Below are 13483 nucleotides of genomic sequence, written 5' to 3' on the forward strand. Positions count from 1 at the left end.
TTTATTATTTAAATATATAATATATCTTCTTTAACAGCTTCTCTTTTATATATGATAAACTAACTTTTTACATATTATACACATGTCTGAAGTTATTAGAAAAAACTAACAATTTTTTCAGTAAAAATTTATTAATTACATATTAACATTTTAAAATTTAATGTTAAAATATTTTATAGTTATGATATAATATATTTTGTTATGTAAGTTTTGAAATTAACTTGTAAGTTTAAATATATAAAATAATCGTAAAAGTGAGGATGGATTCGGGGATGAGTATATTAAAGATTAAAGGTGGAAACCCCCTCTTTGGGAAAGTAGAAATAAGTGGTGCTAAAAATGCTGCAGTGGCTATATTACCAGCGGCTATACTTGCTAGTAAAAACCATTGCACAATAGATAATATACCTAATATAGAAGATATACATTGTCTTGAAAGAATACTTGAAGGCATTGGTTGTAAATTAGAAAGAAATGAAAATTCATTAATAGTAGATAGCACTAATATATCTAGTATAAATGCTAATACTGAAGATGTTAGAAAGATGAGAGCTTCTTACTATTTAATAGGTGCTCTACTTGGAAGATTTAAAAAAGCTAGAGTGGAACTTCCTGGAGGATGTCCTATAGGAGTAAGACCTATAGATCAACATATAAAAGGATTTGAAGCCTTAGGAGCTCATGTTACTATAGAACACGGTGCTGTTACTGTAGAAGCAGATAGATTAATTGGAACTAATATATTCTTTGATGTTGTAAGTGTAGGTGCTACTATAAATGTAATGCTTGCTGCAACTTTAGCTGAAGGCAATACTATTCTTGAAAATGTTGCAAAAGAACCTCATATAGTTGATGTTGCAAACTTCTTAAACAGCATGGGCGCTAATATAAAAGGTGCTGGAACAGATATAATTAGAATAACTGGAGTTAAAGAATTAAAAGGATGTAACTATAGTGTAATTCCAGATCAAATAGAAGCAGGTACATATATGATTGCTACTGCAGCTTGCGGTGGCGAAGTTACTATAAATAACGTAATCCCTAAACATTTAGAATCAATTTCTGCTAAATTAATTGAAATGGGTATAAATGTAACTGAAGACGGAGATTCAGTTACTGTTAAATCAAATAAAGAATTCAAAGGTATAACTTTAAAAACACAACCTTACCCTGGATTCCCAACTGATGTACAACAACCTATGAGCTCTCTTTTAACTGTAGCTAGCGGAAGAAGTATAATAAATGAAAACATATGGGAAAGCAGATTTAAACATGTAGATGAACTGAAAAAAATGGGTGCTAATATAAAAGTTGAGGGAAGAACTGCTATACTAGATGGCGTTGATGCCCTTACTGGTGCTGTAGTAAAAGCTACAGATTTAAGAGCTGGTGCTGCTATGGTTATTGCAGGCTTAATAGCTACTGGTGAAACTAGAATTTTAGGGGTAGAACACATAGACAGAGGATACCCAAATATTGAAGAAAAATTTAAATCTCTAGGTGCAGAAATATCTAGAGAAGAAAAATAATTAAGTTATGATATTTTGTTCTCTCTATAGTGGTAGTAGTGGTAATTCTATGTTCATATCCTCTGGTAAAACAAAAATTTTAGTAGATGCTGGATTGTCTGGTAAAAGTATAGAAAAAGCGTTAACATCTATAGAAGAAGTTGCTTCTTCTATAGATGCTATATTTGTCACTCATGAACACATAGATCACGTTAAAGGTGTAGGCGTATTATCTAGAAAATACAATATACCTATTTATGCAAACACCAAAACTTGGATGGCTATGGAAAAAAATATTGGTAAAATCAAAGAACACAATATAAAAATGGTTGATTCTTCTAGTTTTTGTATAAATAATGATTTAGAAGTACTAACTTTTCCTATACCTCATGATGCTTCTTGTCCAACTGGATATAAAGTATCCTGTGGAAATAAAAAAGTAAGTATTGCTACAGATTTAGGCTATTTTTCTAAAGATATAGAAGAAATATTAAAAGATTGTGATGTAATTGTTTTAGAAAGCAATCATGATACAGAAATGCTTAAAGTAGGTCCCTATCCTTATAATTTAAAAAGAAGAATTTTAAGTAATGAGGGCCATTTATCAAATGATGACTGTGGAAAAGCTATAATAAATATCACAAATGAAAAATATAAAAATATAATTTTAGGCCATCTTAGTAAAACTAATAACTTTCCTGATTTAGCTTATAAAACTGTAACAAATATTTTAGAAGATGCAGGTATAAAACTTGGTAAAGATTTATCTGTATCTGTAGCAAAACGTGATATGCCTAGTAGTTATATAAAATTTTAGGGTAAGGTGATAAATTTTGAAAAAGTATAGAAAAATATTAATATTTTGTTTTTTATTTGTTCTATCATTCTCTTTTGTAGCCTGTGAGAAAAAAGACGAAGTAAGTATAAGTAACAAGAATAAAATTAAGCAAATAAAGTTTCCAAATGAAAAAGACAATAATATAGATTTAAAAATATATTTTGCTGATAATGACTCTGAAAGTGATTCTGATATCGCTAAAGAAGAACGTCTTTTAAAAAAAGAAGAGATTATAGGAGAACTTATAATACAAGAATTAATTAAAGGACCTGCTGTAAAAGGAAGTCTAAAGCCTATATTCCCTAAAGAAACAAGACTTTTAAGCTTTTCAATTAAAGATTCTGTAGCTTACGTAAACCTAAGTAAAGAAGCTTATCATGCACCTATGTCTTACAATAATGAAAAAGCTTATTTAAAGTGTATAGTTTGGTCTTTAACTCAATTACCTTCTATAAAAAAGGTTAAACTACTTATAGAAAATAAAAATATAAACAACCTAACTAAAAACTTTGATTTATCTAAGCCTATAGAAAGAGATGATTTGAAAAGTGACACACCAAAAGAAGGAATGTAAATATTGTTGTGAAAAACATGTTGATATAGCCTTTGATGACTTTATTAATTCTACAGAAACTTTCCCTTGTATGGATAAAGTATCTATAGAAAAATGTAGTTATTGTAATGAAAATGCTATATATATACTTAAAAAAAATGAAAACTCTGCGGAGTAAACTTAATATATATTATATAAAGGAGATTTGAAATTATGAGTTTATATGAACAGTGGACAAATATGGTTGTAGATTATGTTAAAACTAAAGGAGAAGCTGCCTTTTGGAAAGAATACGGAAGAATAGAAAAAGATATCTACACTAAAATATTATCTGATCGTACAAGTCATATAACTGGTACTTTAAAAGATTTGGCTGATGAAAATGATACTCCTATATTATTTTATTTAGGATTTTTAGATGGAATAAATGAAAGCTTAACTGAATCTTTAGATGTAGAAAAAATAGAAGAAAATTCAAATGTAGATATAACTTTAAACTTTGAAAAATTGTATTACAATATGTTAGATGCTAAAGCAGATTATCTTTACAAATTACCACAATGGAATGCTATACTTTCAAATGAAAAAAGAAAAGAAATTCATGATAGCTGGGTATCAACTAAAACTGTAATTAAAAAGGATGTAGTAGGAAGAAATGATCCTTGTCCTTGTGGAAGCGGAAAAAAATACAAAAAGTGTTGCGGAAAAAACGCATAAAATAAAAATATATAAAACTAATAGCCCTGCACTTTAGTGGATGGCTATTAGTTTTAAGTTAACTTACTCGGAGGATACTTATGAACATAACAGTTATTGCTGTTGGAAAAATAAAAGAAAAATATTTAAAATTAGCTATTGATGAGTATTCAAAACGTCTTAGTAAATACTGCAAACTTAACATAATACAATTACCTGACGAAAAAACTCCTGATAAAAGTTCTCTTAAAGATGAATTAATTATAAAAGAAAAAGAAGGGAACCTAATATTAAAACATATAAAAGATAACCAATTTGTAATAGCTTTAGATTTAAAGGGAAAGTCTATAACTTCTGAAGAATTTTCTAAAGTTATAGAAAACTGTGCTATATCTGGAAATAGTAATATTGTATTTGTTATAGGTGGTTCTTTAGGATTGAATAATTCCGTATTATCTAGATCAAACTATAAGCTTTCTTTTTCTAAATTAACATTTCCTCATCAATTATTTAGAGTTATGCTTCTTGAACAAATATATAGGTGCTTTAGAATAATAAATGGTGAACCATATCATAAGTAAGTTTTTATCTTACTTATAATTATCCTTTTCTAAAAATAATCATTTCCCTAGGACACATTTACCCTCAGTCTTATATAATAGTTATGTAAAGTTAATATAAAAACTGTTTCATTATTGAAATCTCTATTTAAATATTAAAAAAATGTACATCATAATAAATAAAACTTTTTATATAATCTACTAAAATAATAAGATATAAAATGAGGAGGAAAAGTGAAAGAAAAACTATCAATTGGTGAATTTGCAAAATTAAGAAATATTACTACGGAAACATTAAGATATTACGATAGAATAAATTTACTTAAACCTATTAAAGTAGATCCTAAAACAGGATATAGATATTATTCTATTTTACAGTATGAGGAATTAGGAACTATTAAAGAACTTCGTCAATTAGGTATGAGTATTGATGAAATTAAAAAATATTTTAATGATAGAAATTTAAAACAATCCGTTGATATACTAAAATATAAACATGAGGAACTTAAAAATAAAATTAAGGAATTACAACAATTAGATAAAAATATTACAGAAAAAATTAATCACTTAGAAAATATTTCTAAGATTTCAAATTTAGAAGATATAGTTATAAAAGAAATTAAAGAAAGAAAAATAATTACTTTTGATAAATCACTAAATAATGAAATAGAACTAAGCTATGAATGTCTCCAGTTAGAAAATTCATTAAAAGAAATAGCTCCTATAGTTGGAAGTAACCGATACGGAACAATTAGAAAACAAGAGAACATAAAATTTAATAAGCATACAAAATCAATTGTTATGTTTATTTTTATTAAAGATAAGGAAAATATTAATGAAATTTATATAAAAAAAATCCCTAAAGGTACTTACGCATGTATGTATTACAAAGGAAATGTTTGGAATATAGATTTTAATTTAAAGAAAATAATTGAATATATTGAAAAAAAGAATTATAGAGTATGTGGTGATATTATTCAAATTATTCAAATAGATGTTAGTGTTACAGACCAAAGTGAAGAAGAATTATTTGAAATACAAATACCAATAAAAAAATGTTGACCTTTGTGTAACACAAAGGCTTATAATATACTCCGTTAGAAAAACATAGTTAGTATTTATACTCTGTGTTTTGTTATATTCTTTTGGAGGTAATTAAATGAATGAAAATATACTAGGAACAGAAAAAATATCTAAATTGTTTATCAAATTTTTGATTCCAGCAGTAATTTCTATGGTAATAGCTGGTGCTCAAACTATAATAGATGGAATATTTTTAGGGAATTTTGTTGGACAAAATGCACTAGCCAGTGTAAATATAGTACAGCCATTCATGCAGATTATAGTAGGTTTTAGTATGATAACAAGTGTAGGTTCTCTAAGTTATATAGGAAGAAGTCTAGGAGAGAATAAAAAAGAAGAAGCTCAAAATGCATTTAAAACAACATTTATTTTTATTGCGGCTATATCTTTAGTAGTATTATTTCTTGGAAGATTATTTAATAAAGAAATTGCATTATTATTAGGTGCTAATAATGTATTACTAGAAGGTGTATCCACCTATATAAAAACTATATCTATTTTTGCTCCTTTAATGTCTTTGATGTTTTTATTTGGATTTATTAATAGAGTACTAGGCAAACCAGAATTATATTTAAAAGCAACTATTTTAAGTGTAATTGTTAATATAAATTTAGACTATATACTTATAAAACAATTAAATCTTGGTATAATGGGAGCAGCATTTGCTACAGGAATAGCCTTTACATCGGCATTTTTAATAGTAATATTCCCTATGTTAAACAAAAAAAATGTAGTTAATATATTTAGTGGTAAATTTGATAAATCAATTATAATACCTGTAATATATAACGGTTCATCCGAAGGAGTTAATTCAATTGCAACAGCTATAACTGCATATATGTTTAATATGGCCTTTATGAAAATAGCTGGTGAAGCTGGTGTTGCAGCCTTTACAACAATAAACTATATAGGTCAATTTGGAACTCTTATAATGTTTGGTATATCCGATGGAATAACCCCTATAGTTAGCTATAACTATGGAGATAAAAAACATGATAGATTAAATAACACATTAAACTTAGCATTAAAGTTAAATTTAATTATAGGAATACTATTATTTTTGATTCTATTTATATTTGGAAAACAATTAATATCCTTATTCGCTAGTGGAAATAGTCAAGTTTTAAACCTAGCAACAAATGGATCAAAAATTTATGCATTTGCCTTTTTATTGTGTGGATTTAATATAATTATGTCAGGATATTTTACAGCAATAGGAGATGCTAAAGAATCTATTATAATAGCAGGAAGCAGAGGAATAGTATTTATAATTTTAGGTATAAATATACTTCCTATGATTATAGGCACAAGTGGAATATGGGGTACCGTACCCTTTTCTGAATTTATGACTTTTACTATAGGAATTTACCTAATGAAGAAAAATAATATAATTCTTATTAATAGCAAACTTGAAAATTCACTTTAAAATTTTATAAAACTAACAAGTATATTCTTATAAATATAACTTACGCTATTACCCTACTTTAATAGCATAAGTTATATTTTTTATATATATTTTTTTATACTTATATGTGGATATTATGTTAAAAGAAAACATTTGCATAATTTAACTATTAAATATAAAATTAAGTTGTCATATTAAAATTTATAATAGGAGCTGAGTAAGTTGAATAATACATTAAAAATAATAAAAGATAAAACATTAACTTATGAACAAAAAGTTTTATCTTTAGCTCGTGAAGCTGAAGCTTCATTAAATGTTTTAAATATAGATTCAGAAACAGAAACCCTTCGAAAAGAAGGAATAATATGTGATTTAAATGAAGGAAATGCTCCCTATAGACCTAGATATATAGTTCCTGATTATGAAAAATTCATAAATCAAGGAAGTGAATTTTTAGGACTATCCCCTGCTAAAGATATATGGGAAGCTGTAAATAACCTATTAATATTATATAAGCATGTACCTTCTATTACATCTATGCCTGTTTATATAGGAAATATAGATACTTTATTAGATCCATTTATAGAAGATGAAAAAGAAAGCTATAAAGCTATAAAACTTTTTTTAACTCATATAGATAGAACTATTACAGACTCCTTTTGCCATGCTAATTTAGGTCCTAAAGATACTAAGGCTGGTAGAATTATATTAAAAGTTCAAAGAGAACTTGAAACTGCTACACCTAATATATCTTTAAAATATGGAGAAGATACTCTAAAAGATTTTGCTGTAGATTGCATTAAAACTGCTTTAGTTACTGCTAAACCAAGCTTTGCAAATGACAAAATATTTTCTAAAGAATTTACTAAAGGTAAATATGCTATAGTTAGCTGCTATAACGGACTATATATAGGTGGTGGTAGTTATACTTTAGTAAGACTTAATCTTGCAGATTTATCTAAAAAAGCTACTGGTGTAGATCACTTTATAAATGAAATTCTTCCCTTTGCTATGGATAAAATGAGTAAATATATAGATGAAAGAATAAAATTTATTGTAGAAGAAAGCGGCTTTTTTGAATCTAACTTTTTAGCTAAGGAAGGTTTAATTAAAAAAGATAAATTTACCGCTATGTTTGGTATGTTTGGATTAGCAGAATGCGTAAATAACCTTTTAAATGCTAAAGATTTAAAAGATAGATTTGGACATAGTGAAAAAGCTAATAAACTAGGTCTTCAAATAATAGAAAAAATGTATGATATAGTTAATAAAGGCTTTAACTCTAATTGTTCTATAACAGATGGACATTTTCTATTACATGCACAGGTAGGAATAGAATCTGATAAAGGAATAAGTCCTGGATGTAGAATTCCTATAGGAGAAGAACCAGATTTACCAACACATTTAATTCAAAGCGCAAAATTCCATAAATACTTTCCTTCAGGTATAGGCGATATATTCCCCTTTGAAGTTACAGCAAAGAAAAATCCTAAAGCTATTCTTGACATAATAGAGGGTGCTTTTAGTGAAGGCATGAGATATTTTTCTTTATACTCTTCAGATAGTGACGTAATTAGAATAACTGGTTATTTAGTAAAGTTATCTGATATCAAAAAATTAGATAAAGGAAATCAAGTACTTCAAGATACAGTTGCATTAGGACTTGGATCTGTTAAAAATTCTAGAGTTCTTGAAAGAAAGGTAAGAGATAATGCTTAAAGGATTAATAAGAAAAATAATTCCTTTTAGTTCAGTAGATGGTCCTGGAAACAGGACTTCTATTTTCTTTCAAGGATGTAATTTTGATTGTCTTTATTGTCACAACCCTGAAACTATAAATCTTTGCAAAAAATGTGGTACTTGTGCTTTTGTATGTCCTTATGATGCTGTTGAATTTTTAGGAGATCATGTTAAATGGCATGAAGAAAAATGTATGGATTGTGGATTATGCCTTAAAAATTGTAAAAATAATTGCGGACCTAGAACTAAATATATGAGTGTTGGTGAAATACTAAAAGAAATATTAAAATATAAACCATTTATATCTGGTATAACTGTATCTGGTGGTGAATGCACCCTTCAAAAGAACTTTTTAGTAGATTTATTTGAAAAAGTAAAAAAATTAAATTTATCTATATATGTAGATACAAATGGATCCACTGACTTTAGTAAAAATAAAGAACTTACTGATTTAATGGATTATGCAATGCTTGATATTAAATCTTTTGATAAAGATGAACATAAAATGCTTACAGGCATGGATAACTCTATAGTTCTTAAAAATGCTAGATATTTAGCCAGTATAAATAAACTTTATGAAGTTAGAACAGTAATAGTTCCAGATCTTTTAGATAATGATAAAAATGTAGATGAAATAAGTAAACTTATTGCATCTTTAGATTCTAATATAAGATATAAACTTATAAAATATAGGCCTATGGGCGTTCGTGAAAATAAAATTAAATCTTTAAGTCCTTCTAATGACTATATGGAAAACCTTAAAGACATATGTATACATAATGGCTTAAGTAATATAATAATCTTATAATTAGCTACTTTATATAAATTTTTTCCATTGACAAAACTTATATATATAAAGTAAAATATGTTCAAACTAATAATTCAAACTAAAAGAGAAATATTCTCTTTTAGTTTGTTTATAAAATAATATTATTCCTAACAGAAAAGATACAATCTAATTTGAAAGGAAAGTTATACTAACATATATTAAAATATTAGTTATAAAAGCATATTTAGCTTATATCTATAACTAATTTAACTAGAATAAAAAACTTTCCTTATAGGAAAGTTTTATTTTTTGTTTTGAATAATCTTAAGGAGTGATACTATGAAAAAAATTGCAGTAATAAGCGCAATACTAGACGATCCTGAAAATTGTCAAAAAGAATTTAATGAAATAGTTTCTAATTTTAAAGGCATAGTTCGCGGAAGAATGGGAATACCTTTTGAAAAAGAAAAAATATCAGTAGTATCAATTACAGTTATAGGAACTCTTGACCAGATAAACAGTCTAACAGGAAAGCTTGGAAATGTAAATAATGTGTTAGTTAAAACATCAATATCAAAGAAAGAGATTTAATTATGAAAAATATTATAAATAAGTTATATGAAAACAATTTCTTAAATGAAAAAGAATTATTATATCTTTTAAATAATATTAGTCCTGAATCTAAAAAATATTTAACCTTAAAAGCCAATGAACTTAGACTTAAATATTATAAAGATAAGGTATACCTAAGAGGATTAATAGAATTTACAAACTACTGCAAAAATAACTGTGCCTATTGCGGCATACAATCTAATAACAAAAATGCTGATAGATATCGTTTAAGTTGCGAAGAAATAATTAACTGTTGCTCTAAAGGATATTTATTAGGATACAGAACCTTTGTGCTTCAAGGTGGAGAAGATCCTTTTTACACTGATGAAAAAATAATAGATATAGTAAGTTCTATAAAATCTAAATTTCCTGATTGCGCAATAACTTTATCTATTGGTGAGAAAAGCTATGAATCTTATAAAAAATACTATAATGCTGGAGCAGATAGATACCTTTTAAGACATGAAACTGCATCTAAAAAACTTTATGATTTTCTTCATCCTAATATGAGTTTTGAAAATAGAGTTAATTGCCTTAAAAGCCTTAAAAATATAGGATACCAAGTAGGAGCTGGATTTATGATAGGACTTCCAAATCAAACTAATGAAGATTATGTAAAAGATCTTATATTTCTAAAAAATCTAAATCCACATATGATAGGGATTGGTCCTTTTATTCCTCATAAAGATACTATATTTAAAAATGAAAAATCAGGTACTTTAGAAAAAACAACAACTTTACTCTCTATTATAAGACTTCTTTTACCTACAGTACTTCTTCCTGCTACAACTGCTTTAGGTACCATAAGTCCCCTTGGAAGAGAACAAGGGTTAAAAGCTGGAGCAAATGTAGTTATGCCTAACTTATCCCCTACAAGTGTTAGAAATAAATATCTTCTTTACGATGGGAAAATATGTACAGGGGACGAAGCTGCAGAATGTAGAAAATGCATAGAAAATAGAATAAATAATGCTGGTTTTTCTCTTGATTTATCAAGAGGAGACAATATAAACTGGAGGAGAAAATAATATGAAAAACACATTTATAAATCATGAATATATAGAAAATTTACTTCAAGAAACAAAAAATGTTACTAAAAATAAAATAGACTCTATTTTAGAAAAGGCTAGTAAAAAGAAAGGACTATCTCATAAGGATATAGCTGCCCTTCTTCAAACAGAAGATAAAGATCAAATAAAAAAGATTTTTAAAATAGCTGAAGAATTAAAAAAATCTATTTATGGAAATAGAATAGTACTTTTTGCTCCTCTATATGTTAGTAACTATTGTGTTAATAGCTGCCTTTACTGTGGATATAAAAAATGTAATGAATTTAAAAGAAAAAAATTAACTCAAGAAGAAATAAAAAATGAAGTAAAAATTTTAGAAAAAATGGGTCATAAAAGATTAGCTTTAGAAGCTGGTGAAGATCCTGTAAACTGTGATATAAATTATATATTAGATTCAATAGATACTATATATAAAACCCAAAATGAAAATGGAAATATAAGAAGAATTAATGTAAATATTGCTGCTACTACTACTGAAAACTATAAAAAACTTAAAAAAGCTAATATAGGAACTTATATTCTTTTCCAAGAAACTTATCATAAACCTACCTATGAAAAAATGCATCCAAAATGTTTAAAAGGAGATTATGAATATCACTTAACAGCTTTTGATAGAGCTATGGAAGCTAAAATAGATGATGTAGGCGGCGGTGTTTTATTTGGCCTTTCTGACTACAAGTTTGAAGTACTTTCTTTAATGCTTCATAATGAACATCTAGAAGAAAACTTTGGCGTAGGTTTCCATACCATATCTGTTCCTAGATTAAAGAAAGCTGAAGGCATGGATCTTAATATGTTCCCTCATATAGTAGATGATGAAACTTTTAAGAAAATAGTGGCTATAATTAGATTAGCAGTACCCTTCACTGGAATAATCTTATCAACTAGAGAAAGCGCTAAATTTAGAGAAGAAGTTATACACTATGGAGTATCTCAAATTAGTGCTGGATCTTGTACTGGAGTTGGTGGATACAAAGAACATGAAGAAGGTAGAAATATTAATCAATTTGATATAGAAGACCATAGAAGCCCCTTAGAAATATTAAAAGACTTAGTAAAAGATGGCTATATACCTAGTTACTGCACTGCTTGCTATAGAAAAGGACGTACTGGTGATAGATTTATGAGCTTAGCAAAATCCGGTGAAATTCAACATGTCTGTCAACCTAACGCCATAATGACATTAATTGAATATATAATGGACTATGGGGATGAAGAATTAAAAACTTTAGGAGAAGAATTAATAAATAAAGAAATTGAAAAAATCCAAAGAGAAGATATAAAAAATAAAGTTTTAGAAAACATAGAAAAAATTAAAAATGGAAAAAGAGATTTATTCTTTTAGGAGGTATTATGAATAACACACCAAATTCAAATAGAACTCATATAACCATCTTTGGTAAAACTAATTCTGGTAAATCATCTTTAATAAACTCTATAATAGGTCAAAATATTTCTCTAGTTTCTCCTATTAAAGGAACTACTACAGACCCTGTTTTAAAAGCTATGGAACTTATTCCTTTTGGTCCTGTTTTATTTACAGATACTGCAGGCCTTGAAGATGATACATCTTTAGGTAAACTAAGAATTGAAAGAACCCTTAAAACTTTATTTAAAACTGATTTTGCAATATATGTTATGGACATAAATGATATAGATAAAAAATCTTATGAAAACACTATTCTTAAATTTAAACAATATAATATACCTTATATAACAGTAATAAATAAAATAGATACTGCTAATGAAGATTTAATTAAAACTTCCAAAGAAACTATTAAAGATGCCATATTAGTTTCATGTAAAAGACCTGAAACTATATTAAATCTTAAAGATATTTTAATAGAAAAACTTAGTAAAAGTGAAGTATCAGATACTATTATTGGAGATTTACTACCTTATAATAGTAAAGTTATATTAGTAGTACCTATAGATTCAGAAGCTCCAAAGGGAAGAATAATACTTCCACAAGTACAATTAATACGTGACCTTTTAGACCACGGAATAAAAAGTTATGTTACTCGCGATACAGAACTTAAATCTTCCCTAGAAGATATAAAGGATGTAGATTTAGTAGTAACTGATTCTCAAGCCTTTAAAAAGGTTAATGAAATAGTTCCAAATAATATAAAACTAACTAGTTTTTCTATATTATTTTCTAGATATAAAGGAGACTTTGAAACATTTTTAGATGGCATAAAAAAAGTTGATAAATTAGATGAAAATTCTAAAATACTTATAAGTGAAAGTTGCACCCATAATCATTCTCATGAAGACATTGGACGAATAAAAATTCCTAGAATGTTAAATAAACATGTAGGTAAAAATCTTAATTTTGATTTTAAAATGGGTGAAGATTTTACAGAAAATATTAAAAACTATGATTTGGTTATTCATTGTGGCGCTTGTATGGTAAACAAAAAAGCTATGAAAACAAAAATAAATTTATGTAAAGAAAATAATGTTTCCATTACAAACTACGGAATGCTAATTGCATATTTAACAGGTATATTAGACAGAAGCATTGAAATATTTAAATAAAAATCCTTTAATTACAAATTTAAAGTAATAAAGAGTGTAATGTTAAATTCCTTGGAATTTCTACACTCTTTTTATTTATAGAAGATTTTTGAAAAATACACCTTGTTC

Annotated in this window: 14 protein-coding genes; all 14 read left to right on the top strand. The window is 26.8% G+C overall.

What is annotated here, in order from left to right; all coding sequences use genetic code 11:
- Window positions 1-272: 272 nt before the first annotated feature.
- The 14 genes from ABDZ71_RS15840 (at window position 273) to hydF (ending at window position 13375) form a co-directional block, all read left to right on the top strand.
- Window positions 273-1529, top strand: coding sequence for a UDP-N-acetylglucosamine 1-carboxyvinyltransferase (locus ABDZ71_RS15840; RefSeq protein WP_343763114.1), 1257 nt, complete (start codon window positions 273-275; stop codon window positions 1527-1529).
- 7 nt (window positions 1530-1536) lie between these two features.
- Window positions 1537-2325 (top strand): MBL fold metallo-hydrolase, encoded by a 789-nt coding sequence (locus ABDZ71_RS15845; RefSeq protein ID WP_343763116.1) that lies wholly within the window; start codon window positions 1537-1539, stop codon window positions 2323-2325.
- Between the two features lie 16 nt (window positions 2326-2341).
- Window positions 2342-2920 (top strand): GerMN domain-containing protein, encoded by a 579-nt coding sequence (locus ABDZ71_RS15850; protein ID WP_343763118.1) that lies wholly within the window; start codon window positions 2342-2344, stop codon window positions 2918-2920.
- Window positions 2895-3077: a CxxH/CxxC protein gene (locus ABDZ71_RS15855; RefSeq protein ID WP_343763120.1), complete on the top strand. Its 183-nt coding sequence runs from the start codon at window positions 2895-2897 to the stop codon at window positions 3075-3077. The genes ABDZ71_RS15850 and ABDZ71_RS15855 overlap by 26 nt, the downstream gene beginning before the upstream one ends.
- Before the next feature lie 35 nt (window positions 3078-3112).
- On the top strand, window positions 3113-3616 hold the full coding sequence (locus tag ABDZ71_RS15860; RefSeq protein ID WP_343763122.1) for an SEC-C metal-binding domain-containing protein: 504 nt from the start codon (window positions 3113-3115) through the stop codon (window positions 3614-3616).
- A gap of 80 nt (window positions 3617-3696) precedes the next feature.
- On the top strand, window positions 3697-4176 hold the full coding sequence (rlmH, locus tag ABDZ71_RS15865) for a 23S rRNA (pseudouridine(1915)-N(3))-methyltransferase RlmH (RefSeq protein WP_343763124.1): 480 nt from the start codon (window positions 3697-3699) through the stop codon (window positions 4174-4176).
- A 213-nt stretch (window positions 4177-4389) separates the two neighbouring features.
- Window positions 4390-5217, top strand: a complete 828-nt coding sequence (locus tag ABDZ71_RS15870) for a MerR family transcriptional regulator (RefSeq protein ID WP_343763126.1) — start codon at window positions 4390-4392, stop codon at window positions 5215-5217.
- 97 nt (window positions 5218-5314) lie between these two features.
- On the top strand, window positions 5315-6664 hold the full coding sequence (locus ABDZ71_RS15875; protein WP_343763128.1) for an MATE family efflux transporter: 1350 nt from the start codon (window positions 5315-5317) through the stop codon (window positions 6662-6664).
- 201 nt (window positions 6665-6865) lie between these two features.
- Window positions 6866-8362, top strand: coding sequence for a YjjI family glycine radical enzyme (locus ABDZ71_RS15880; protein ID WP_343763129.1), 1497 nt, complete (start codon window positions 6866-6868; stop codon window positions 8360-8362).
- Window positions 8355-9191: a YjjW family glycine radical enzyme activase gene (locus ABDZ71_RS15885; RefSeq protein ID WP_343763131.1), complete on the top strand. Its 837-nt coding sequence runs from the start codon at window positions 8355-8357 to the stop codon at window positions 9189-9191. Before ABDZ71_RS15880 ends, ABDZ71_RS15885 begins: the two co-directional genes overlap by 8 nt.
- Before the next feature lie 300 nt (window positions 9192-9491).
- On the top strand, window positions 9492-9743 hold the full coding sequence (locus tag ABDZ71_RS15890) for a TM1266 family iron-only hydrogenase system putative regulator (RefSeq protein ID WP_343763133.1): 252 nt from the start codon (window positions 9492-9494) through the stop codon (window positions 9741-9743).
- Between the two features lie 2 nt (window positions 9744-9745).
- Window positions 9746-10792 (top strand): [FeFe] hydrogenase H-cluster radical SAM maturase HydE, encoded by a 1047-nt coding sequence (gene hydE, locus ABDZ71_RS15895; protein WP_343763135.1) that lies wholly within the window; start codon window positions 9746-9748, stop codon window positions 10790-10792.
- A gap of 1 nt (window position 10793) precedes the next feature.
- On the top strand, window positions 10794-12179 hold the full coding sequence (gene hydG, locus ABDZ71_RS15900; protein WP_343763136.1) for a [FeFe] hydrogenase H-cluster radical SAM maturase HydG: 1386 nt from the start codon (window positions 10794-10796) through the stop codon (window positions 12177-12179).
- A gap of 8 nt (window positions 12180-12187) precedes the next feature.
- Complete coding sequence (gene hydF, locus ABDZ71_RS15905; protein WP_343763138.1) at window positions 12188-13375, top strand: [FeFe] hydrogenase H-cluster maturation GTPase HydF; 1188 nt, start codon at window positions 12188-12190, stop codon at window positions 13373-13375.
- Window positions 13376-13483 lie beyond the last annotated feature (108 nt).

This window comes from Clostridium oceanicum (assembly GCF_039521385.1).
GTDB classification, from domain to species: Bacteria; Bacillota; Clostridia; order Clostridiales; family Clostridiaceae; genus Clostridium_F; species Clostridium_F oceanicum.